Below are 21226 nucleotides of genomic sequence, written 5' to 3' on the forward strand. Positions count from 1 at the left end.
CCACGCACGGCGATGTGTCCGGAAATATCCCCTGATTACGTCCGCTTTTCTCATTCGTGGTCGATTTTTTGGCGCACCACACTTTCTGCCAGTCGTGCGCCGCCGGCCATGCCGGGCGAACGAGTGTTGGAGCCGTGAACGCTACCCACGTGAGGACAGCATGGACAACGACAGCCCTGGTCGATACGCATCGGCCGCCGCGACGCATGATTTCGGGGTGCGCGCGATTCGCAGCGATGGGGACGAACGCCGCAAGCCGCACCTGCTCGGACTCGCGACGCTGGTGATCTTCGGCCTCGCATACATGCTGCCGATGACGGTGTTCACGACCTACGGGATCGTCACGAGCGAGACGAACGGGCATCTGACGGCCGCGTATGCGGTCACGCTGGTCGCGATGCTGTTCACCGCGCGCAGCTATGGCCACATGGCGCGGCTGATGCCGAGCGCCGGGTCGGCCTATACGTTCGCGAGCCGCAACTTCGGCACGTCGGCCGGCTTCATGGTCGGCTGGGCGTTGCTGATGGACTACCTGTTCATCCCGATGATCAGCTACCTCGCGATCGGCATCTACATGAAACAAATATTCCCTGGCGTGCCGGCCAGCGTATGGATCGTCGGGAGCATCGCGCTGATCACCGGGCTGAACATCGTCGGCATCCGGCTCGTCAATCGCGTGAACCTGATCCTGATCGCGAGCCAGCTCGTGTTCATCGCGATCTTCTTCATCGCTTCCGCGCGGGTCGCGTCGGGCGAAGGGCTGTCGATGGCCGTCGCGCTGCCGTCGTCGGGCGATGCGCGTGCGATCTTCGCCGGCTCCGCGATCCTGTGCCTGTCGTTCCTCGGTTTCGATGCGGTCACCACGCTGTCGGAGGAAACGCGCGAGCCGAAGCGCACGGTGCCGCGCGCGATCCTGCTCTGCACGCTGGCGAGCGGCGTGCTGTTCATGCTGGTCGCCTACGTCGGGCAAGTGGTGTTTCCGGACTGGCATGCATTCAAGGATCTCGATTCGGCCAGCCTCGAACTGATGCGGCGCATCGGCGGCGGCACGCTGTCGGCGTTCTTCGTCGCGGTGTACGTGGCCGGCTGTTTCGCGAGCGCGATGGCCGGGCAGGCGAGCGTGACCCGCGTGCTGTTCGCGATGGGCCGCGACCGGGTGCTGCCCGAACGCATCTTCGGCCACCTGCATGCGCGGCTGCGCACGCCGGTGCGCGCGACGCTCGCGGTCGGCATCGTGTCGCTGTCCGCGCTGTTCATCACGCTCGATCTCGCGTCGACGATGATCAGCTTCGGTGCGCTCGTCGCGTTCGCGGTCGTGAACCTGTGCGTGATGCGCAGCTATCTGTGCCGCCCCGAGCATCGCCGCTTCGCGGGCTGGATCACGTTCGGCGCGATGCCGGCAATCGGCTTCGCGATGAACGTGTGGCTGTGGTCGGGCCTGTCGCGCCAGACGTTCTACGTCGGCACCGGCTGGCTCGTGCTCGGACTCTGCCAGCTCGTGTGGCTGACGCGCGGCTTCACGCGCCCGGCGCCGACGCTGTCGATGAATTGAATGACCGGTGGCCGACTGCCGGCCGCCGGTTCTGAAACCCTGAAGGAGGAATCATCCATGAACGCTGTTGACGTCAATCTCGATGCGGACCTGCAGGCCATGGGCAAACGCCACCTGCTGATGCATTTCACGCACGCCGATGCGTATCGCGACCACGCGCTGACCGTGTTCGACCGCGGCGAAGGCTGCTGGCTCGTCGACCGCAACGGCAAGCGCTACTTCGACGGGCTGGCCGGGCTGTACTGCGTGCAGGTCGGCTACAGCCACGGCGCGGAAATCGGCGACGCGATCCGCGAGCAGATGGTGCGGCTGCCGTTCGCGACCAACTGGGGCTATGGCCACGAACCGGCGATCCGGCTCGCGCACAAGCTCGCGGCGCTCGCGCCGGAAGGGCTGAATCGCGTGTTCTTCACGTCGAGCGGCTCGGAGTCGAACGAGTCGGCGATCAAGCTGGTGCGCCAGTATCACCAGTCGCGCGGCGAGCCGCAGCGGCGCAAGTTCATCGCGCGGCGCGTCGCGTATCACGGCACGTCGTTCGGCGCGCTCGCGCTGAACGGGATGACCAACTTCCGCAAGCATTTCGAGCCGCTGATGTCGGGCGTGCGGCACGTGGGCAACACGAAGCGCTACGGCCGCCCGGTGGGCGAGACGGAAGCACAGTTCACGCGCCATCTGCTCGACGAGATCGAATCGCTGATCGTGCAGGAAGGGCCGGATACCGTCGCCGCGATCGTCGTCGAGCCGCTGCAGAACGCGGGCGGCAGCCTGACGCCGCCGGCCGGCTACGCGGCCGGGCTGCGCGACATCTGCGACCGGCACGGCGTGCTGCTCGTCGCGGACGAGGTGATCTGCGGATTCGGCCGGCTCGGCGAATATTTCGGCTCCGCGCGCTACGGGCTGAAGCCGGACATCATCACGTTCGCGAAAGGCATCGCGTCGGGCTACGTGCCGCTCGGCGGCGTGATCGCGAGCGACACGGTCGTCGACACGGTGCTCGACGGGCCGCAGCAGATGTTCCTGCACGGCGCGACCTACGGCGGCCATCCGGTCGCATGCACGGCCGCGCTCGCGAACCTCGCGATCATGGAGCGCGAAGGCGTGCTCGAGAACGTCCGCAGCAACGAAGCGGTGTTCCGCGAGACGCTCGATGGGCTGCTCGAACTGCCGTGCGTCGGCGACGTGCGCGGCGACGGCTACCACTACTCGCTCGAACTCGTGACCGACAAGGCCGCGCGCCGCTGGGCGGCCGGCATCAGCGCGCAGGCGTTCGTGTCGACGCTGCTCGCGCCCGCGATCTTCGACGCGGGGCTGCTGTGCCGCGCGGGCGTCGATCACGAAGGCACGCCGATCGTGCAGTTCTCGCCGCCGCTCGTGATGTCGCGCGACGAGATCGTGTGGTTCGTCGCGCAGATCCGCGACATCCTCGTCGACACCTATGCGCGGGCGACGCGCTGAACGCGGCGTCCTTCATTTCAGGAGCATTCGATGCGAACGTCACAACAGTCCTATATCGACGGCCAGTGGCTCGATCCGGCCGATGCGAAGCCGATCGACGTGATCGACCCGAGCACGGCGCGGCCGTATGCGCAGCTCAGGATCGGTGGTGCGGCCGACGTCGACCGCGCGGTCGGCGCGGCGAAGCGGGCCTTCGACACGTACTCGCGCTGGCCGGTGGACGAGCGCGTCGCGCTGCTGCGGCGCGTGCTCGAGATCTACCAGCGGCGCTACGAGGAGGTCGCGCAGACGATCAGCCAGGAGATGGGCGCGCCGATCGCCTTTGCGCGTGCGGCGCAGGCCGCGGTCGGCACCGCGCATCTCGAACAGACGATCCGCGCGCTGCAGTCGTTCCGCTTCAGCACGCAGACCGATTCGCTGCTGGTGTCGCACGAGCCGATCGGCGTGTGCGCGCTGATCACGCCGTGGAACTGGCCGATCAACCAGATCGTGTGCAAGGTCGCGCCGGCGCTCGCGGCCGGCTGCACGATGGTGCTCAAGCCGAGCGAGATCGCGCCGTTCAGCGCGATCCTGTTCGCGGAGATCCTGCACGAAGTGGGCGTGCCGCCCGGCGTGTTCAACCTCGTGCACGGCTACGGGCATGAAGTGGGCGACGCGCTGTCGCGGCATCCGGAGGTCGACATGGTGTCGTTCACGGGGTCGACGCGCGCGGGCGTCGAGGTCGCGAAGGCGGCTGCCGATACCGTGAAGCGCGTGCACCAGGAGCTCGGCAGCAAGAGCCCGAACCTGATCCTGCCGGACGCCGATATCGAGGAGGCGGTCACGCGCGGCGTGCGCAGCTGTTTCAGCAACAGCGGCCAGTCGTGCAATGCGCCGACGCGCATGCTCGTGCATGCGGACCATCTGGCGCTGGCCGAGCAGGCCGCGCGGCGGGAGGCGGAGCGCACCGTTGTCGGCGATCCGCGTTCGACGGAAACCGGCATCGGGCCGGTGGTCAGCCGTACGCAGTTCGACCGCATCCAGCACTTCATCCGGCTCGGGATCGAAGAAGGCGCGACGCTCGTCGCCGGCGGCCCCGGGCGGCCGGACGGGCTCGGCGACGGCTTCTACGTGCGGCCGACGGTGTTCTCGAACGTCACGCCGGACATGACGATCGCGCGCGAGGAGATCTTCGGGCCGGTGCTCGCGATCATGACCTACCGCACCGAGGACGAGGCCGTCGCGCTTGCGAACGATTCGGTCTACGGGCTCGCGGCCTACGTGCAGTCGAAGGACCTCGAGCAGGCGCGCAGGGTGGCGGCGCGGTTGCGGGTCGGCAATGTCCACATCAACTATCCGCCGTGGAATCCGGCCGCGCCGTTCGGCGGCTACAAGCGCTCGGGCAATGGCCGCGAGTATGCGGAGTTCGGTCTCGTCGAGTACCTGGAGACGAAGGGCACGACGGGGTACGCGTGAGCGACACGCACTGACGGTTCTGGTCGCCCCGGGTGACGCGCGAGGCGCCTGTGCCGTTGCGGATGCCGCTCGCGGCGTTCGGCCTTGACGATCCGGGGCGTTAAGGCCGAACACCGCGCGGTTGAGGCATTCAGGCCGCCGCGCAGCCTGCAACGGCGAGCCGATGCCGCGCGGGCCGACCCTCAGTCCTCGTCGGATTCCGTTGCGGCCGTATTGGGTCCCGCAACGGAAACGGCGGGCCGCCTGCGGATCTCGGAATCGAGGATCAACCGCCCGCGCAGCTTGCCTTTCATCCGCTTCACATGCTTGGGCGCCTCGGTCATGTGCTCGACCATCAGCGCCCGGACGCGCTCGGCATCGCGCTCGCGTGCGGCCTGCAGGATCGCCTTGTGGATCGCGACGTTCGCTTCGCCGAAGCGCTTGTGCTCGGCGAGCGGCGTGTCGTTCCGGAACTCGATCAGCTGGCGGATCATCTCGTTGATCAGCTCGCAGTTGTATCGCAGGAACGGGTTCGGGTTCGCGGCCGCGAGGATGTCGTGGAACGTCGTGTCCTCCTGCCGCTGGCGCAGCATGTGGCCGCGGTCGTGCACGCCCGACGCGCCGTCGCAGCACGCGATGTTCGCCTCCAGCGCCGCGAAGTCGCGCTCGGTCAGGTGCGGCACGGCACCGGCCGCCAGCTCGGGTTCGAGCAGCTTGCGCACGGTGTAGATGTCGTCGATCGTCACGTCCTTGAAAAACAGGTAGTTCTGCAGGAGCTGCAGCGTGCGGTCGAGCGGCACCTCGACGACCATCCCGCCGCCCGACGGCCCCGTCGTGACCTTGATGAGCCCCTGCACCTCGAGCGACTTCAGCGCCTCGCGGATCGTGCTCTTGCTCACCGCATAGAGCTGCTGCAGCTCGGCTTCGCGCGGCAGGCGGTCGCCCGGCTTCAGGTCCTTCTCGGTGATCAGCCGCTTGATCTCCTCGGCGACGAGGTCGGCCCGCTTCGGCTGCTTGATTTCGACCGCGAGGCCCGCCCTGGCTCGGTCCATGACCATCTTCACGACTCCTTTGTCTGACTGCGCGCCGCGTCATCGTCGACGATCCGTTCCGGCGCGAGTACGGAATTTTGCCTGATTGACACCAATTTTGATCAACTCTAGCATCAGGTTCATTCTATTTATCATGATAAATAGGATCAACCGGCGGCGCGCATCCTGCAGGGCGTGGGCACGGTTTGGCAGTCGGTCGCATTGCGTGTGTCCCCCCTTTATGAGGAGCGTCAACTTGAATCGCCGAGAACTGTTGAAACTGGCCGCGCTGTCGGCCGTGCCGGGCGCGCTCGGCAGCTTGTCGTCCCGCGCCGCATTCGCGCAAGGTTCATCCATCCAGCTGGCGTGCCCGGTGCCGATGTCGGGGCCGTTCGCCGCCAACGGCAAGTACGCCGATCTCGGCATGCAGCTCGTCGTCCAGCAATACGGCAAGGTGCTCGGCGCGCCGCTCGCCTACACGGCGCTCGACACCGAGGGCAAGCCCGCGACCGCCGTGCGGCGCGTGCAGGAGATCGCCCAGCAGAAAGGCGTGCGCTTCTTCGCGGGCGGCATCCTGTCGTCCGAATCGCTTGCAATGGGCAAGGAAGTCCAGAAGGCGGGCGGCGTGTTCATCACGACGGCCGGTGCGGACGAGATCACCGGCAAGGATTGCAACGCCGCGACGTTCCGCTGGTCGGTGCCGACCTTCGGCGCGATCGAGCAGACGGTGCGCCCGTTGACGCAGATGCTGCCGAAGGCGAAGCGCTGGTACACGATCACGCCGCAATACGTGTTCGGCGACGGCCTGCTGTCGGCCGCGAAGGCGATCTTCAAGGAGAAGGGCATCGAGCATGTTGGCAATAGCTACCACTCGCTCGCCGAGAAGGAGTTCAGCGGCTACCTGACGAACGCGGCGGCCGCGCAGCCTGACGTGCTGCTGATCCTGAACTTCGGCTCGCAATCGTCGGACACGCTGCGCCAGGCCGTGAGCTTCGGGATGAAGCGCAACTGCACGATCCTGCTTGCGTGGGCCTCGGGCCTCGAGCAGTTCGAGGCGCTCGGGCCCGACATCTGCGACGGCGTGTATTTCGGTGCGCAGTACTGGCACGGCATCGATTCGCCGCTGAATCGCGATCTGGTGAAGCGCACGAACGCCGCGTTCAAGGCGAACCCGAACTACAGTCTCGCGGGTTCGTACATCTGCTCGAAGATCCTGGTCGACGCGATGGTGAAGGCCGGCAGCGCCGATCCGAAGAAGGTCGTCGCGGCGATGGAAGGCATGAAGTACGACGGCCTCACGGGCCCGGAGGAAATCCGCAAGGGCGACCACCAGGTGCTGAAGAACTACTACCTGCTGAAGGGCAAGCCGAAGAGCCGCATGAAACATGCGGACGACTACGCGGACATCGTCAGCTCGGGCCAGTCGTTCCTGCCGCTCGACAAGACGAGCTGCAAGCTCGCGTGACGCAAAGCGTGCGTCCGCGGCCGTCGTGCGCCGCGGACATCCGTTACCTTCCTTTCTGACACGGAAGCCATGAACGTCTATCTGCTGCAGATCGTCAATGGCATCGGCGTGGGCATGCTGTATTTCCTGCTCGCCGTCGGCCTTTCGATCGTGTTCGGCCTGCTGCGCTTCGTGAACTTCGCTCACGGCGCGTTCTACCTGCTCGGTGCGTATCTCTGCTACCAGGCGCTGCAATGGTCGGCGAATTTCTGGGTTGCGCTCGCGGTCGTGCCGCTCGTCGTCGGCGCGTTCGCGTGGGGCGTCGAAAAGCTCGTGCTGCGTCACGTCTACGCGCAGCAGCACGAATTCCACATCCTCGCGACCGTCGGGCTTGCGCTCGTGCTGCAGGAGTGCGCGATCCTCGCATGGGGCCCGCTCGGCGACAACGTGCCGCCGCCCGACGCGCTGAACGGCGTCGTGATCTGGGGCGGCTTCGTCTACCCGAAATACCGGTTGTTCGTGATCGGCTTCACGGCCGTGCTCGCGGCGCTGCTGTGGTGGGTGCTCGAAGGCACACGGCTCGGCAGCACGGTGCGCGCGGGCAGCGAATCGTCGGAAATGGTGTCGCTGCTGGGCATCAACGTGACGCGCGTCTTCAGCCTCGTGTTCGCGCTCGGCGCGGCGACGGCCGCGCTCGCCGGCGTGCTCGCCGCCCCGATCCGGGGTGTCGATCCGTTCATGGGCATCGAGGCGCTCGGCGTGGCGTTCGTCGTGGTCGTCGTTGGCGGGATGGGGAATTTTCTCGGGGCGCTCGTCGGCGGGCTGCTGGTCGGCATCGTGCAGAGCCTGATGAGCACGCTGTGGCCGGAAGGGGCACGGCTGATGATCTATGTCGCGATGGCGGCCGTGCTGCTGCTGCGTCCGAACGGTTTGCTGGGGAGGGCAGCATGATCCAATCGTCCAAATCGCTGCCGCCCGGCGCGGCGGCCTCGCGGCGGGCGCAGTCCTGGCGCGCCGTACTGCAACGGCCGGAAGCCTGGCTGGCCGTGGCCGTCGCATGCCTCTTGCCGATCGTGCTGAGCTCGGGTTCGCTCGCCACCGAAGTGCTCGTGTTCGCGCTCGCCGCGCTCGGCTGCAATCTGCTCCTCGGCTATACGGGGCTCCTGTCGTTCGGGCAGGGGATCTTCTTCGGGCTCGGGAGCTATGCGGCGGGCCTCGTGCTCACGCATGGCGGCGCGTCGGTGAGCGTCGCGCTGCTCGCGGCCACCGGGCTCGGCGCGGTGGCGGCCGCGCTCGTCGGCTGGTTCTCGATCCGGCAGCGCGGCACCTATTTCGTGATGCTGACGCTTGCGTTCGGGCAACTGTTCTATTTCCTCGCTTATACGACGCCGGATGTCACGGGCGGCGACAACGGGCTGCTCGATATCCCGCGCCCCGCGTTGTCCGCTTTCGGGCATCCGCTCATCGTGCTCGATTCGCCGTGGCGCTATTACGGCTTCGTCGCGGTGCTGTTCGTCGCGGTGTTCTGGCTGCTGCTGCGCGTGTCGCGTTCGGTGTTCGGCCGCACGCTGCTCGCGATCCGTGACAACGAGGCGCGCGCGGCGGCGGCGGGCTACGACGTGAAACGCTTCAAGCTCGCGGCGTTCGTGATCTCGGGGGCGGTGACCGGGCTCGCGGGCGCGCTGCATGCACTGATGACCGGCATCGCGCCGCTGTCGAACATCGACTATCACACGAGCGAGATGATCCTCGTGATGACGGTGATCGGCGGCACGGGCAACCTGTTCGCGTCGGTGCTCGGCGCCGCGTTCTACGTGCTGTTCGCGGACTGGCTGTCGACGCTCTGGCCGCGCTGGCTGCTGCTGCTCGGCCTCGTGCTGATCGCGGTCAGCCTGTTCATGCAGCGCGGATTGTGGGGGCTCGGCGAACGCGTCATCGCATCGCTGCGGCGCACCGAAAGCACGGCGGCTACGACCAGGGAGCAGGCATGAGCGAAGCGATTCTCGAGGCGCGCGGCGTCGTCAAGCGCTATGGCAAATTCACGGCGCTCGGCGGCGTCGACCTGCGGATCATGCCGCGCACCGTGCATTCGGTGATCGGCCCGAACGGCGCGGGCAAGACGACGCTGTTCCATACGCTGACGGGCACGCTGCCGATCACCTCCGGCTCGATCGTGTTCGATGGCCACGACGTCACGCGCGAACCCGATTTCCGGCGCGTACGGCGCGGCATCGCGCGCTCGTTCCAGGTGACGAGCCTGTTCCCGAACCTGAGCGTGCGCGAGAACCTGCGCGTTGCCGCCCAGGGCGTCGACGCGCGCCGCGCGCTGAACCCGTGGACGCCGCCGCGCGGTGCGCTTGCGCACGACGGCATCGTCGACGACGTGCTCGAGCGGCTCGGCCTGCAGCGCTTTGCGGACACGGTGACCGCCGCGCTGTCGCACGGCCAGCAGCGCCGGCTCGAGGTCGGGATGGCGTTGGCGGCGCGGCCGCGCGCGATCTTTCTCGACGAACCGACCTCCGGCATGGGGATCGACGATCTCGACGACATGAAGGAGCTGATCCGCGGATTGCGCAGCGACTACACGGTCGTGCTGATCGAGCACAACATGGGGATCGTGATGGACATCTCCGACACGATCACGGTAATGCAGCAGGGCCGCGTGCTGGTCGAAGGCAAGCCCGACGCGATTCGCGGCGACGAGCGTGTCCGTACCGCCTATCTCGGCAACATGATCACGGGAGGCCGCGCATGATGCTCGACATCACGGAAGTCCATGCCCATTACGGCAAGAGCCATGTGCTGCAGGGCGTCTCCCTGAACGTGAATGAAGGGGAGACGGTGACGCTGCTCGGCCGCAACGGCGCGGGCAAGTCGACGACGCTGAAGACGATCGCGGGCGCGGTCGCGCCGACCAGCGGCTCGGTGAAGTTCCTGGGCCGCGAGGTCGCCGGGCAGCCCGTGCACCGGATCGCCGCGCGCGGCCTGTGCTTCGTGCCCGAGCATCGCGGGATTTTCCGGCTGCTGTCGGTCGAGGAGAACCTGCGGCTCGGCGCACGCCGCGATTCGCCGTGGCAGCTCGACGACATCTACCGGATCTTTCCGCGCCTGAAGGAACGCCGCCGCAATGGCGGCGCGCAGTTGTCGGGCGGCGAGCAGCAGATGCTCGCGATCGGCCGCGCGCTGATGAACCACCCTCGGCTGCTGATGCTCGACGAGCCGGTAGAAGGGCTGGCGCCGGTGATCGTCGAGGAGATCGTCGAGCAGCTGAAGCGGATCAAGGCGGCTGGCGTCGCGATCCTGCTCGTCGAACAGAACCTCGAGGTGTGCACGCAGCTCGCGGATCGCCACTTCGTGATCGAGCAGGGCGTGATCGTCTACGAAGGCAGCAACGCGGCGTTCATGGCCGATCACGAGGTCAAGGACCGTTATCTGGGCGTCGGCGTCGCGTAAGCGCCGCACCCTTTCATTGCGAGGAATTCCATCGATGCAAGTTCTGGATTCGACATCGGGCGTCGCGGCGTCCGGCTTGCGCGTCGACGGCGCACGGCTGTGGGACAGCCTGATGCGTCTCGCGCGGATCGGCGCGACCGACAAAGGGGGCGTGTGCCGCCTCGCGCTTACCGAACTCGATCGCGAGGCGCGCGACCTGTTCACCGCGTGGGCGAAGGAAATCGGCTGCACGGTGCGGGTCGACGCGATCGGCAACATCTTCGCGCGGCGGGCGGGCGAACGCGACGACCTGCCGCCCGTGACGACGGGCAGCCATATCGACACGCAGCCGACCGGCGGCAAGTTCGACGGCAACTACGGCGTGCTCGCGGGCCTCGAAGTGCTGCGTACGCTCGACGACGCGGGCGTGCGCACGCGGGCGCCGCTGGAGGTCGCGGTCTGGACCAACGAGGAAGGCTCGCGTTTCGTGCCCGTGATGATGGGCTCCGGCGTGTTCGCGGGCGCGTTCACGCTCGATCATGCGCTCGCGCAGCGTGACCGCGACGGCATATCGGTACGCGATGCGCTGGCCGCGATCGGCTATGCGGGCGACGCATGCGATGCGCATCCGGTCGGCGCGTATTTCGAAGCGCATATCGAGCAGGGGCCGGTGCTGGAGGCCCATGACACGACGATCGGTGTGGTCGAGGGGGCGCTCGGCCAACGCTGGTATGACGTGACCGTACACGGGATGGAGGCGCATGCGGGCCCGACGCCGATGGCGCTGCGGCGCGACGCGCTGCTGGTCGCGGCCGATCTGGTGCGCGCGGTCAATGGCATCGCTTGCGCGCATCCGCCACACGGACGCGGGACGGTGGGCTGGGTCGACGTCCACCCGAATTCGCGCAACGTGATTCCGGGACGCGTGACGCTGACCGTCGACCTGCGCGCGGCGGACGATGTGACGCTCTCTGCGATGGATGCGGCACTCCGCGCGGCGTGTACCGACCTGGGTACATCGGCCGGCATGCGAATCGATGTCGAGCAGGTCGTGTATTTTCCGCCGCAGCCCTTCGACGCGACGCTGGTCGAGCAGGTTCGCGCGGGCGCGGGTGCGCTGGGGTTGTCGTCGATGAACGTGATCAGCGGTGCGGGCCACGACGCCGTGTATCTTGCGCGCGTGGCGCCGACCGCGATGATCTTCGTGCCGTGCAAGGACGGGATCAGCCACAACGAGATCGAGGATGCCGATCCTGCGCATCTGGAAGCCGGCTGCAATGTGCTGCTGCAGGCGATGCTGGGCGCGGCCGGGATCGCGGAGGGGCGTGCGCGATGAAGATCCTGATCGCCCGGATGAATCACGAGACCAACACGTTCTCGCCGGTGCCGACGCCGCTCGCCGCGTTCGGCCGCAACGGCCCCGACTGGGGCGACGACGCGTATCGCGCGAATCGCGGGATGCGCACCGCGATGGCCGCGTTTCTCGACGCGGCCGAGCGTGAGGGCGCCGAGATCGTGACGCCCGTGTCGGCGGCCGCGAACCCGAGCGGGCCGGTCGCGGCCGACGCGTACGCGGCGATCTGCGACGCGATCGTTGCGGCCGCACCGGGTTGCGACGCGGTGATGCTCGACCTGCATGGCGCGATGGTCGCCGAGCAGAGCGCGGACGGCGAGGGCGACCTGCTCGCGCGCGTGCGCGCAGCGCTGCCCGACGCGCCGATCGCGGTCGCGCTCGACCTGCACGCGAACGTCACGCAGAAGATGATCGATCATGCAGACGTGATCGTCAGCTTCAAGACCTACCCGCACGTCGACATGGTCGAGACCGGCGAGCATGCGGCGCGCGTGCTGCTCGACCGGCTCCACGGCCGTGCGCGGCCGGTGCTCGCGTGGCGGCAGCCGCCGCTGATGACGTCGACGTTGCTCAGCGCGAGCGCGGAAGGCGCGATGCGGCGCGCGGTGGAGGCCGCGCGCGCGGCCGAGGCCGACGGGATGCTCGCGGTATCGGTGCTGCCCGGCTTCTCGCTCGCGGACATTCCCGCGCCGTGCATCAGCGTCGTGGTGGTGGCCGATGGCGACCGGGCCGCGGCCGATGCCGTGGCCGAGCGCATCGCGCGGCAGATCTGGGATGCGCGCGACGACTTCGTGTATCGGAGTGCGCCGCTCGCCGAATCGGTTGCGCAGGCCGCGGCGCTCGCGCGTGGTGCGGATCGCCCGGTGCTGATGCTCGATCACGGGGACAACTGCATGTCCGGCGGCCCGTGCGACACGATGGACCTGCTCGAGGCCGCGCTCGCGCACGGGCTCGACGGCATCGTCAGCGGGCCGCTGTGCGACCCGCAAGCCGTCGCGGCGTTGATCGACGCGGGTGTTGGCGCGACCGTCACGGTGCCGGTCGGCAACCGCCTGCCGTCGCACGGTGGCCTGCGGCGCGAGCCGTTTCGCGCGACGGGTGTCGTGCGCGCGCTCACCGACGGCGAATACGTGATCACGGGGCCGACCTACACGGGCCAGCGCGCGTACATGGGCCGCACGGCCGTGCTCGATATCGGCGCGGCCACGCTGGTCATCACCGAGCGCACGCAGGAGCCGTGGGATCTCGGCGTGTTCGAGAGCGTCGGCGTCGATCCGCGCCGCGCGCGCTTCCTGCTGCTGAAATCGCGGATGTATTGCCGGCCGGTGTTCGTGCCGATCGCGGCTGCACTGGTCGAGTGCGACAGCCGTGGCGTGACGGGCTCGGACTACGGGCTGTTCCGCTACGAGCGGCTGGCGCGGCCGGTGTATCCGCTCGACGACGTCGGCGAGTGGCCGGCTGGCGCGCGCCGGACGGATTGACGGAAACAAACCGGGCGCGAGACGCCGGATTGGCCGGCTTTCGGGCATCATGCGGTGGCATCGACCCGTCGAGCAGCAGGGTCGAGCCATCTATTGCGTCCGCAACCGACCCGGAGAACCGACCGCCATGCCTTCGAATCCCTTTCGCCCCCGCAGCGCGCGCCTGCTCGCCGCGCTGACCCTCGCCACGACGGCCGTTGCCGCGCACGCCGCCGACTGGATCGTGTCCGGCAACGACGGCAAGTACCAGCGCGTCGAGGGCCGCGACACCTATCTGGCCTCGCCGCCCGCCGACACGCTGACGCTGCTCGACGCCAGCACGTTCCCGCCGAAGGTCGCGCTGCAGGTCGACGTCGAGAATGGCATCCAGGGGCCGCCGCAGGCCGTCGCGATCACGCCCGACGCGAAGCTCGCGCTCGTCGGCGCGCCGACGCGCTACGACACGGCCGCGAAGCAGCTCATGTACGACACGTTCCTGCAGGTCGTGAATCTCGACACCGCGCCGCCCGCGGTCACGCGCATCGAGCTGGGCGCGCATCCGCAAGGCATTGCGATCGACCGCTCGGGCAAGCTTGCGCTCGTCGCGAACGTCGACGGCAGCGTGTCGATCCTGCGCATCGACGGCACGCACGTGACGCTCGACGGCAGCTTGAAGATCGGCAAGAAGCGGCTGGCCGGGATCAGCTTCACCCACGACGGCAAGCATGCGCTCGTGTCGCTGCGCGACGAGCAGGGCGTCGCCGTGCTGAACATCGACGACGGCAAGGTGACCGACAGCGGGTCGCGCCTGAGCGCCGGCGTCGCGCCTTATACGATCGACGTGTCGAGCGACAACCGCTGGGCCGTCGTCAGCAACGTCGGGCTCGCGGGGCTGCCGGGGTATACGGGCACCCTGGCGGGCGACGCCGATTCGATCGCGCTGATCGACGTGTCGCGCGAGCCGTTCCGCACCGTCCAGTACCTGACGGTGCCGTCGCTGCCGGAAGGCGTTGCGATCTCGCCGAACGGCAAGTGGATCGCGGTGCAGGCGATGGACGGCTCGAACCTGACGCCCGACAATCCGGGCCGCCACAAGATCGGCAAGGTGCTGCTGTTCGAGATCCGCAACGGGCAGGCCGTGAAGGTGAGCGAGTTGCCGGGCGGCGAAGCCGCGCAGGGCATCGTGTTCACCGCCGACAGCCGGCACGTGATCGTGCAGTTCAACGTCGAACGGCAACTGGCGCTCTATGCGGTGGAAGGCGGCAAGCTGCGCGATACGGGCAAGCGGATCGCGCTGACGGGCGGCCCGTCTTCATTGCGGACGCTGCCGCGCTGACGCGCACGGCCTGCGTTCGTTCGGTTCATGCAGATGACGGCCGGCGGTTTAGTCACCGCGCTGCGCATGGGCCAGGTCGGCGCGCGATGAATGCAACCGGGCACGCGCAGGGTTTCGCCCTGCGCGTCGCGTTCGTCGCATGCAGGATGACCGGGGCAGCCGTTACGGATTGAGAAATCTGCCGAGCCAGCGCGGTGTCGCCGTGCGATCGAAGACGACGTGCAGCGACGGACTGAACGCGCCATATTCGAGCCCGTGGCGTTGGGCAAGCAGCGTCAGGGACTGGGGCGTGTAAAACGAGATGTGCCCGTTGCGCGGGATGCAATAACACCACTGATCGAGGCCGCGATCGATGATGTCCTGGGTGATCAGCGATGTCTGGAACAGCAGCGCGCCATCGGGCTTCCGATAACGCATGATCTGGTCGAAGAGGTCGAACGGCGCCGGATGATGCTCGAACACTTCGAACGACAGGATCGTATCGAACGTGCCTTCAGGGGGAGCCGGATGCGAGAACGGATCGTACGACGTCACGTCCGTGAAGCCGCGCGACGACAGTTTTCGTTCCAGCAAGCCCAGCCCCGAGCCGAAATCGAGAATCCGGCCTTCCCGCATTTCCGGAAAACTGCTGCAGATCAGCTCGGCCTGCTGTTGCGGACGGATCTCGAGATACTCGGGGTCGTGGCGCGCATAGTCGGCGTTGTACACATGCTCCGAGAAATCGTCGTGCGTCCAGCTGTCGAACGCGGGCGCCCACGTGAAGCCGCATTGCTCGCACGCGTGGTAGTAGATCGGGATTCCCGCATACGGGTCGACTTTTTTCCCGGTCATGAAGTCGGCGCCGCTGCGCGAGAAATCGACCAGGCCGCAGATGGGCGCGCGGGCCGAACACACCTTGCAGGCCATGGCCGACGGGTGGCGATTCAGGTGCTGATTCAACTCCCCTTCTCCTGTTCGCCGGCGAGGCGTGCGCGTGACGGATGGTGCGGGAGAGGCTATCACAGTCGCGTCAGCCGTCGCGACCGTGCGCGCCTACGGGCGCAGCAGGTCGAACCCGCCAAATACGACAACCCCGCTCAACGCGATCATCGCGACGGAGTGCTGGCCGAAGTAGAGAATCGCGGCGGCAAGCCACGTCGTGATGCAGAAGGCGCCGATGCGGGCCATCGTGTGTTCCTCGAATGCGTGATGAAGTGAGCGCGCGCCGCACGGCGTTCGCCGCTCGAATCGGCGAACGGGGCACGCAGGCGGACGGAAAAGGCGACTCGCGCTGCCGCAGCCGCGGCGTCGACACGCGTGGCGTGCCGCGCCCGGCAGGGCGGGAGTCGAGGCCGGCGGCGTTGCGCGCTCGCGCCCGGAGGCGGCTCGCGCACGGATTCCGCCGGCGAAGCCGCAATTTTACCAGCGCCGCGATGTCGCCAATCTGGCCCTTTCGGCGCTAAAACACGGCGATCTTCCGCCAAATCAGTTCGCCCCCAATACTCAAGTTTCGTGTGACGAATGCCGTAAACGAGTTGGAAGGCAATTCCACCCCAGTCACGACTCGCTTACCGACACACGGACCGACACCATGCAGATCGATTTCTCCACGACCACGCGCGTCCCGCTGGCGGACGGCAGCACGAGCGCGAACGCTTCGTCGGGCGCCGCAGCGACGACGTCGGCCGCGCCCGCCGCGGCGTCCTCCACCGATGGCGCGACGAGTACGACGGGCACCACCGGCGCACCGGGTTCGACCGGCGCCACCGGCGAAAAACTCGGCGCTTCGGGCGCGTCGTCGGAAGACCCGGCGGTTGCCCAACTGAAAGCGTTGATCGAGCGGCTGCAGAAGCAGTTGGCCACGATCGAGCGCCAGATGGCGAGCGCGGCGCAGCGCGCGAAGGACGATCCGGCCGCGGCGATCGAACAGCAGTCGCTGAGCGCGGAAGCCGGCGCGATCTCGGGGGCGCTTTCGACCGCGATTTCGCAGCTCGCGCAGGTGATCGAGAAATCGGGCGCCTCGTCGGCGGGCGGGCTGGTGTCGACGCACGCCTGACCGGTTGCGGCCGCGTCGGCCGCACGCATTACAATCGCAAGCGCGTCTCCCTCGACAGGACGGCAGAACGATGAATGCGGAATTCGACGACGACCTCGTCCGCTTCGACGCGCACGGCGGCACGCCGCTGCCGGCGGCCGACGAGCACGGATGGCTGGAACACGACGGCGCGCGCATCTGGCACGCGTCGTTCGGCCACGGCCCGCCGGTCGTGCTGCTGCACGGCGGCCTCGGTCACAGCGGCAACTGGGGCAACCAGGTGCCGGCGCTGCTCGCGGCCGGCTACCGCGCGATCGTGATCGACAGCCGCGGCCACGGCCGCAGCACGCGCGACGACCAACCCTATTCCTACGAACGCATGGCGTCGGACGTGCTCGCGGTCCTCGACGCGCTGCACGTCGACCGTGCGCGCTTCGTCGGCTGGAGCGACGGCGCATGCATCGCGCTCGTGCTGGCCGATCGCGCGCCGGAACGTGCGGCCGGCGTATTCTTTTTCGCGTGCAACATGGATCCGGGCGGTACGAAGGAGATGGTGCCGAGCCCGCTGCTCGACCGCTGCTTCGCGCGGCATCGCAAGGACTACGCAGCACTGTCCGCGACGCCGGACCAGTTCGATGCCTTCGTCGCGGCGGTCAGTGAAATGATGCGCACGCAACCGGATTACAGCGCGCAGGATCTCGCGGCGATCGCCGTGCCGGTCACGATCGTGCTGGGCGAGCACGACGAATTCATCCGGCCCGAGCATGCGGCGTACCTGGCGCGCACGATTCCGGGCGCGACGCTGACGATGCTGCCCGGTGTGAGCCATTTCGCGCCGCTGCAACGACCCGAGCGGTTCAACGCGGCGCTGTTGGCGTTCCTCGACCGGCTGCCGGACTGACGCGCTCAAGTCGCCGTGTTGCCGGCGCCGGGAATCCCGTGCGCCGTGACCGGGTTCTACCGTACCGCTCGTAGCGCAACGTCCCGCGCGTGTCGCTCCCGTGGCAGCGCGTGTATCGACGTTCCGGTGTTCGCGGCAAGCCGTCGAGCGCGCCGCGTTCGCGGTAGCGTCTTCCGGCGCTTCGCCTGTCGCATAAGTTTTTCTTTCGGCTCGCGCAACATATCGTCGATTGTTGGCGGCGGGCCGGCAGTGGATAGTCCTGTTTCGACAGGCCGGCCGCTGCGACTTCCGCATGGCGCGGCCGGATCCGTTGTCCACGCAACCATCAGAAATCAAAGGAACCGCAACCATGCGATTCAACGCGACACGCTTCGCCGCGACCCTGCTCGTCGCCGCGTGCGCCACCGCCACGGCCGGCCGCGCGGCCGCCACCACCCTGGAGGATCTCCACGACACCGTGACCCGCCACATCGCGCCGCTGATGAAGCAGTACGCGATTCCGGGCATGGCGATCGGCATCGTCGCCGACGGCAAGCCCTACGTGTTCGACTACGGCGTGATGTCGACGCAAACCGGCAAGCCCGTCACCGGCGACACGCTGTTCGAGGTCGGCTCCGTCAGCAAGACGCTGACCGCGACACTCGCGGCCGACGCGCAGGAGGGCGGCGAACTGTCGCTCGCCGACCCGGCGGGCAAGTACCTGCCCGCGCTGCAGGGCAAGCCGTTCGGTGTCGTGACGCTGCGCGATCTCGGCACGCACACATCCGGCGGCATGCCGGTGCAGGTGCCGGACAGCATCCGCGACGACGCGGGCCTGATCCGCTATCTCGACGCGTGGCGGCCCGCGCACGCGCCGGGCACGTACCGCACGTATTCGAACGTGTCGGTCGGCATGCTCGGGTGGCTCACCGCGAAGGCGATGCACAAGGATTTCGCGGTGCTGATGGAGCAGCGGCTCTTTCCCGCGCTCGGAATGACGCACACGTACATCAACGTGCCCGACGCGCGCCAGGACGACTATGCACAGGGCTATACGCAGGACGGCAAGCCGATCCGGATGACGGGCGGCATGCTGTGGCAGCCGGCCTACGGCGTGCGCACCACGGCGGCCGACCTGCTGCGCTTCGTGCAGGCGAACATGGGGCTGATCGAAACCGCGCCGCGCCTGCAGCGCGCGCTCGAACGCACGCACACCGGCTATTTCCGCGCGGGGCCGCTGACGCAGGACCTGATCTGGGAACAGTATCCGTATCCGGTCGCGCTGCCGACGCTGCTCGAAGGCAACTCGATGAAGATGCTGCGCGGCGGGTTACCGGCCACCGCGATCAAGCCGCCGCTCGCGCCGAGCGCGGATACGTGGATCAACAAGACGGGCTCGACCAACGGCTTCAGTACCTATGTCGCGTTCGTCCCGTCGAAGCGGATCGCGATCGTGATGCTCGCGAATCGCAGCTATCCGAACGAGGACCGCGTGAAGGCCGCATACGGGATTCTCGGGGCGCTCGACGGCCGGCGGTAACGTTTCCGCCGGAGAACCGGCCGTTTCACACGGCCGGCTCTCCCCAAAAAAACTGATACCTGTATCGGCACGCTTCTGCAAAACGAAATACGTGCATCGCATCCCCTGATCAGAATCCGGGTAGATCTCCGGGCGTGTCCGGATAGTCCAGTCAGGGGGAAACATGCGGAAGACCACTCTCGCGCGGCTGCTGTGCGGGCTGACCTTGGTCGGCGCGCTCGGCGCGTGCGGCGGCAACATGGATGGCACGGGCGGTGCAGCCGGTGCGTCGGCGAACGCGGCCGGCGGGTCCGGCGGCACCGATAACGGCAAGGGCAACGGCGGCAACCCGCCGGGCCAGCAGGTCGCGAACCGCGCGCTCGTGATCGAGCTCGACGGCGTTACCTATGCGGCACTGCAGGCCGGCATCGCGGGCGGCACGCTGCCGAACCTCGCGAAGCTGCACATCGCGCCCGCCTACAGCGGCGGCGTCAACGGCCTGCTGTCGCAGCAGCCGAACCTCGACACGCCGAGCTGGGCCACGCTGCTCACCGGCGCGTGGGGCAACCGCCACCAGGTGCTGTCCGACGCACCGAACCAGGCGCTGCAGGCGCCTACCACCTTCGATACGCTGAAGACCGCGAACGCGGGCCTGCTCGGCGCGGCCGTCGGGTCGCCGGCGCTCGCGTCGCTGCTGACCGCCGGGCGCAACGCGGGCAGTCTCGACACGCTCGCGAACTGCGCGGCGGTCGACAACTGCGTCACGCAGCAAGGCGCCACGATGATCCAGCAGGGCTACTCGCTCGTCGTCGCGCAGTACCACTCGGCGCAGGATGCGGCGCTGAACTACGGCCTCGGCGCGTCGGCGTACGCGAATACGCTGCAGCAGCTCGACGCGGCCGTCGGCGCGCTCGTCGCGGAAACCGCGAAGCGCAACAAGGAGAACTGGCTGGTCGTCGTCACCGGCGGCCACGGCCTGAACGCGGCCGGCGGCAGCGACGGCCTGCCGCTGCTGTCCGAATCGACGACCTTCATCGCGATGAACCAGGCCGACAACGGGCGGCTGGGCAGCGCCGCGCAGCCGGCGTCGCTGGCCGACCTGCATACGCGCGCCAGCATCGCGGACATCGCGCCGACCGTGCTCGCACAGTTCGGCGCGCTGCCCGCGCCGTCCGCGTACGAAATGGACGGCGGCGAACTGATCGGCACGCAACCGGTGTCGCAGCTCGCCGGCGCGGCGAGCACCGACGGTCACAGCGTCGTGCTGACGTGGGCGGCGCCCGCGAGCGGCGCGATCGCGGTATACCGCGCGGGCCAGCAGATCGCGACGCTGCCGGCCGGCACGACGACCTATACCGACAGCAATCTCGGTCTGACCGCGGCCGGGACCTACAGCTTCGACTACGTGGTGACCGCGGGCGGTGCGCCGCTCGGCAGCATCGCGCGGATCGCGTACGTGCCGCCGCCGCCCCCGCCGCCGCCGCTGGCGACGACGTTGAAGAACGGCCTCGCGTCGTACTACCCGTTCGGCGCGCTGCCGGCCGTCGATGCGCTGAACGCGAGCACGATGGGTCCGTTCTCGGCCGCCGCGAACGGCGGCTCGCTGACCGCCGATCCGTTCGGCGGGCAGGCGCTGCAGGTGACGACGCAGACCGTCGACACGAATGGCTACGACGGCTACAAGCTCGTGCAGAACGCCGATATCGCGACGCAGGCGCAGTTCACGATCGGCATGTGGCTGAAGACGCCGTGTACCGACGTGGTCGGCTTCGGCACGCCGGTGTTCGCGAACAAGAACTGGCAGAGCGGCAAGAACGCGGGCATCGCGATCGGGCTGTTCCCGCAGGCATCGGGCGCGCCGTCGGGCACCTGCAACCTCCAGTACAACGCGGGCGACGGCACCACCCGCAACGACCTGAAGACGATGAGCGTGACCGCGAACCAGTGGGTGTATGCGGCGTTCGTGATCGACACGGTCGGCAAGACGATGACGGCCTACACGTTCGACCCGGTGCTCGGCGAGCAGAAGCAGAGCACGCCGCTCACGGTGTCGGTGGCTGCGCTGCCGGGCCTCGGCACGAAGACCTTCGGCGTCAACGAGGACGGCACGGGCCAGTACCACATGCTCGCGTGCGGGTATCCGGCGAGCCACTACAGCGGCGGCTACACGGTCAACGCGTGCACGACGGTCAAGCCGAACGTGGAGAGCTTCTCCGACGTCGCGATGTGGAACCGCGTCGTGACCGAAACCGAACTGCAATCGGTCGCGGGCTCGGGCAAGCCGCTGTCGACGATCCTTCACTGACGGAGTCCGA

18 protein-coding genes are annotated in these 21226 nt (G+C 68.1%); 15 read left to right on the forward strand and 3 right to left on the reverse strand.

Translation table 11 applies throughout. From position 1 onward, the window contains the following. The first annotated feature begins 160 nt into the window (after positions 1 to 160). Genes ACN8ZM_RS32695 through ACN8ZM_RS32705 form a run of 3 tightly spaced genes read left to right on the forward strand, consistent with a single transcriptional unit; the run spans position 161 to position 4462 of the window. Positions 161 to 1552 (forward strand): APC family permease, encoded by a 1392-nt coding sequence (locus ACN8ZM_RS32695; protein ID WP_043184062.1) that lies wholly within the window; start codon positions 161 to 163, stop codon positions 1550 to 1552. Between the two features lie 57 nt (positions 1553 to 1609). Continuing rightward, complete coding sequence (locus ACN8ZM_RS32700) at positions 1610 to 3007, forward strand: aspartate aminotransferase family protein (protein WP_089454518.1); 1398 nt, start codon at positions 1610 to 1612, stop codon at positions 3005 to 3007. 30 nt (positions 3008 to 3037) lie between these two features. Continuing rightward, positions 3038 to 4462: an aldehyde dehydrogenase family protein gene (locus ACN8ZM_RS32705; protein ID WP_420213052.1), complete on the forward strand. Its 1425-nt coding sequence runs from the start codon at positions 3038 to 3040 to the stop codon at positions 4460 to 4462. 182 nt (positions 4463 to 4644) lie between these two features. Here the strand turns inward: ACN8ZM_RS32705 and ACN8ZM_RS32710 are convergent, their stop codons facing one another. Further along, complete coding sequence (locus tag ACN8ZM_RS32710; protein WP_420213053.1) at positions 4645 to 5499, reverse strand: FadR/GntR family transcriptional regulator; 855 nt, start codon at positions 5497 to 5499, stop codon at positions 4645 to 4647. A 229-nt stretch (positions 5500 to 5728) separates the two neighbouring features. Between ACN8ZM_RS32710 and ACN8ZM_RS32715 the strand changes: the two genes are divergently transcribed. The 8 genes from ACN8ZM_RS32715 to ACN8ZM_RS32750 all read left to right on the forward strand — a co-directional run bounded on the left by ACN8ZM_RS32715 (position 5729) and on the right by ACN8ZM_RS32750 (position 14498). After that, the gene (locus ACN8ZM_RS32715) at positions 5729 to 6937 is read left to right on the forward strand and encodes an ABC transporter substrate-binding protein (RefSeq protein WP_089454515.1); all 1209 of its coding nucleotides are present in this window, start codon (positions 5729 to 5731) and stop codon (positions 6935 to 6937) included. A 69-nt stretch (positions 6938 to 7006) separates the two neighbouring features. Beyond that, on the forward strand, positions 7007 to 7867 hold the full coding sequence (locus tag ACN8ZM_RS32720) for a branched-chain amino acid ABC transporter permease (RefSeq protein WP_089454514.1): 861 nt from the start codon (positions 7007 to 7009) through the stop codon (positions 7865 to 7867). Beyond that, positions 7864 to 8907, forward strand: coding sequence for a branched-chain amino acid ABC transporter permease (locus ACN8ZM_RS32725; protein WP_089454513.1), 1044 nt, complete (start codon positions 7864 to 7866; stop codon positions 8905 to 8907). Before ACN8ZM_RS32720 ends, ACN8ZM_RS32725 begins: the two co-directional genes overlap by 4 nt. Then, positions 8904 to 9671: an ABC transporter ATP-binding protein gene (locus tag ACN8ZM_RS32730; protein ID WP_175020843.1), complete on the forward strand. Its 768-nt coding sequence runs from the start codon at positions 8904 to 8906 to the stop codon at positions 9669 to 9671. Before ACN8ZM_RS32725 ends, ACN8ZM_RS32730 begins: the two co-directional genes overlap by 4 nt. Next, positions 9668 to 10369 carry an ABC transporter ATP-binding protein gene (locus ACN8ZM_RS32735; RefSeq protein ID WP_043184070.1) on the forward strand — a complete coding sequence of 234 codons (702 nt, stop codon included), beginning with the start codon at positions 9668 to 9670 and terminating at the stop codon, positions 10367 to 10369. The genes ACN8ZM_RS32730 and ACN8ZM_RS32735 overlap by 4 nt, the downstream gene beginning before the upstream one ends. A 34-nt stretch (positions 10370 to 10403) precedes the next feature. After that, positions 10404 to 11684, forward strand: a complete 1281-nt coding sequence (locus ACN8ZM_RS32740; protein ID WP_420213054.1) for a Zn-dependent hydrolase — start codon at positions 10404 to 10406, stop codon at positions 11682 to 11684. Beyond that, positions 11681 to 13183, forward strand: coding sequence for a M81 family metallopeptidase (locus ACN8ZM_RS32745; protein WP_420213055.1), 1503 nt, complete (start codon positions 11681 to 11683; stop codon positions 13181 to 13183). Before ACN8ZM_RS32740 ends, ACN8ZM_RS32745 begins: the two co-directional genes overlap by 4 nt. Positions 13184 to 13310: 127 nt before the next feature. Then, complete coding sequence (locus ACN8ZM_RS32750) at positions 13311 to 14498, forward strand: YncE family protein (RefSeq protein WP_043184073.1); 1188 nt, start codon at positions 13311 to 13313, stop codon at positions 14496 to 14498. Between the two features lie 162 nt (positions 14499 to 14660). On the opposite strand, the gene ACN8ZM_RS32755 is transcribed toward ACN8ZM_RS32750, so the two are convergent. Further along, a complete protein-coding gene (locus ACN8ZM_RS32755) occupies positions 14661 to 15437 on the reverse strand; it encodes a class I SAM-dependent methyltransferase (protein ID WP_420213056.1) in 777 nt (258 codons plus the stop codon). Between the two features lie 93 nt (positions 15438 to 15530). Then, on the reverse strand, positions 15531 to 15665 hold the full coding sequence (locus ACN8ZM_RS32760; protein ID WP_006405345.1) for a hypothetical protein: 135 nt from the start codon (positions 15663 to 15665) through the stop codon (positions 15531 to 15533). 403 nt (positions 15666 to 16068) lie between these two features. Between ACN8ZM_RS32760 and ACN8ZM_RS32765 the strand changes: the two genes are divergently transcribed. The 4 genes from ACN8ZM_RS32765 (at position 16069) to ACN8ZM_RS32780 (ending at position 21216) form a co-directional block, all read left to right on the forward strand. Then, a complete protein-coding gene (locus ACN8ZM_RS32765) occupies positions 16069 to 16533 on the forward strand; it encodes a hypothetical protein (protein ID WP_089454508.1) in 465 nt (154 codons plus the stop codon). A 70-nt stretch (positions 16534 to 16603) separates the two neighbouring features. After that, on the forward strand, positions 16604 to 17413 hold the full coding sequence (locus tag ACN8ZM_RS32770; protein ID WP_420213057.1) for an alpha/beta fold hydrolase: 810 nt from the start codon (positions 16604 to 16606) through the stop codon (positions 17411 to 17413). Positions 17414 to 17762: 349 nt separating this feature from the next. Further along, positions 17763 to 18932: a class C beta-lactamase gene (gene ampC / locus ACN8ZM_RS32775; RefSeq protein WP_420213058.1), complete on the forward strand. Its 1170-nt coding sequence runs from the start codon at positions 17763 to 17765 to the stop codon at positions 18930 to 18932. A gap of 163 nt (positions 18933 to 19095) precedes the next feature. Further along, positions 19096 to 21216, forward strand: coding sequence for a hypothetical protein (locus ACN8ZM_RS32780; protein WP_420213059.1), 2121 nt, complete (start codon positions 19096 to 19098; stop codon positions 21214 to 21216). Positions 21217 to 21226 lie beyond the last annotated feature (10 nt).

The sequence above is a fragment of the Burkholderia aenigmatica genome, assembly GCF_048627025.1.
In the GTDB taxonomy this organism is placed as follows: domain Bacteria; phylum Pseudomonadota; class Gammaproteobacteria; order Burkholderiales; family Burkholderiaceae; genus Burkholderia; species Burkholderia aenigmatica.

What these genes read in the sequence shown, in the direction of transcription:
- ACN8ZM_RS32735 (WP_043184070.1), top strand. Translation starts at nt 9,668, where the DNA reads ATGATGCTCGACATCACGGAAGTCCATGCCCATTACGGCAAGAGCCAT.
- ampC (WP_420213058.1), top strand. Translation starts at nt 17,763, where the DNA reads ATGCGATTCAACGCGACACGCTTCGCCGCGACCCTGCTCGTCGCCGCG.
- ACN8ZM_RS32760 (WP_006405345.1), bottom strand. Translation starts at nt 15,665, where the DNA reads ATGGCCCGCATCGGCGCCTTCTGCATCACGACGTGGCTTGCCGCCGCG.
- ACN8ZM_RS32765 (WP_089454508.1), top strand. Translation starts at nt 16,069, where the DNA reads ATGCAGATCGATTTCTCCACGACCACGCGCGTCCCGCTGGCGGACGGC.
- ACN8ZM_RS32695 (WP_043184062.1), top strand. Translation starts at nt 161, where the DNA reads ATGGACAACGACAGCCCTGGTCGATACGCATCGGCCGCCGCGACGCAT.
- ACN8ZM_RS32705 (WP_420213052.1), top strand. Translation starts at nt 3,038, where the DNA reads ATGCGAACGTCACAACAGTCCTATATCGACGGCCAGTGGCTCGATCCG.
- ACN8ZM_RS32770 (WP_420213057.1), top strand. Translation starts at nt 16,604, where the DNA reads ATGAATGCGGAATTCGACGACGACCTCGTCCGCTTCGACGCGCACGGC.
- ACN8ZM_RS32725 (WP_089454513.1), top strand. Translation starts at nt 7,864, where the DNA reads ATGATCCAATCGTCCAAATCGCTGCCGCCCGGCGCGGCGGCCTCGCGG.
- ACN8ZM_RS32740 (WP_420213054.1), top strand. Translation starts at nt 10,404, where the DNA reads ATGCAAGTTCTGGATTCGACATCGGGCGTCGCGGCGTCCGGCTTGCGC.
- ACN8ZM_RS32745 (WP_420213055.1), top strand. Translation starts at nt 11,681, where the DNA reads ATGAAGATCCTGATCGCCCGGATGAATCACGAGACCAACACGTTCTCG.
- ACN8ZM_RS32750 (WP_043184073.1), top strand. Translation starts at nt 13,311, where the DNA reads ATGCCTTCGAATCCCTTTCGCCCCCGCAGCGCGCGCCTGCTCGCCGCG.
- ACN8ZM_RS32700 (WP_089454518.1), top strand. Translation starts at nt 1,610, where the DNA reads ATGAACGCTGTTGACGTCAATCTCGATGCGGACCTGCAGGCCATGGGC.
- ACN8ZM_RS32710 (WP_420213053.1), bottom strand. Translation starts at nt 5,499, where the DNA reads ATGGTCATGGACCGAGCCAGGGCGGGCCTCGCGGTCGAAATCAAGCAG.
- ACN8ZM_RS32780 (WP_420213059.1), top strand. Translation starts at nt 19,096, where the DNA reads ATGCGGAAGACCACTCTCGCGCGGCTGCTGTGCGGGCTGACCTTGGTC.
- ACN8ZM_RS32720 (WP_089454514.1), top strand. Translation starts at nt 7,007, where the DNA reads ATGAACGTCTATCTGCTGCAGATCGTCAATGGCATCGGCGTGGGCATG.
- ACN8ZM_RS32730 (WP_175020843.1), top strand. Translation starts at nt 8,904, where the DNA reads ATGAGCGAAGCGATTCTCGAGGCGCGCGGCGTCGTCAAGCGCTATGGC.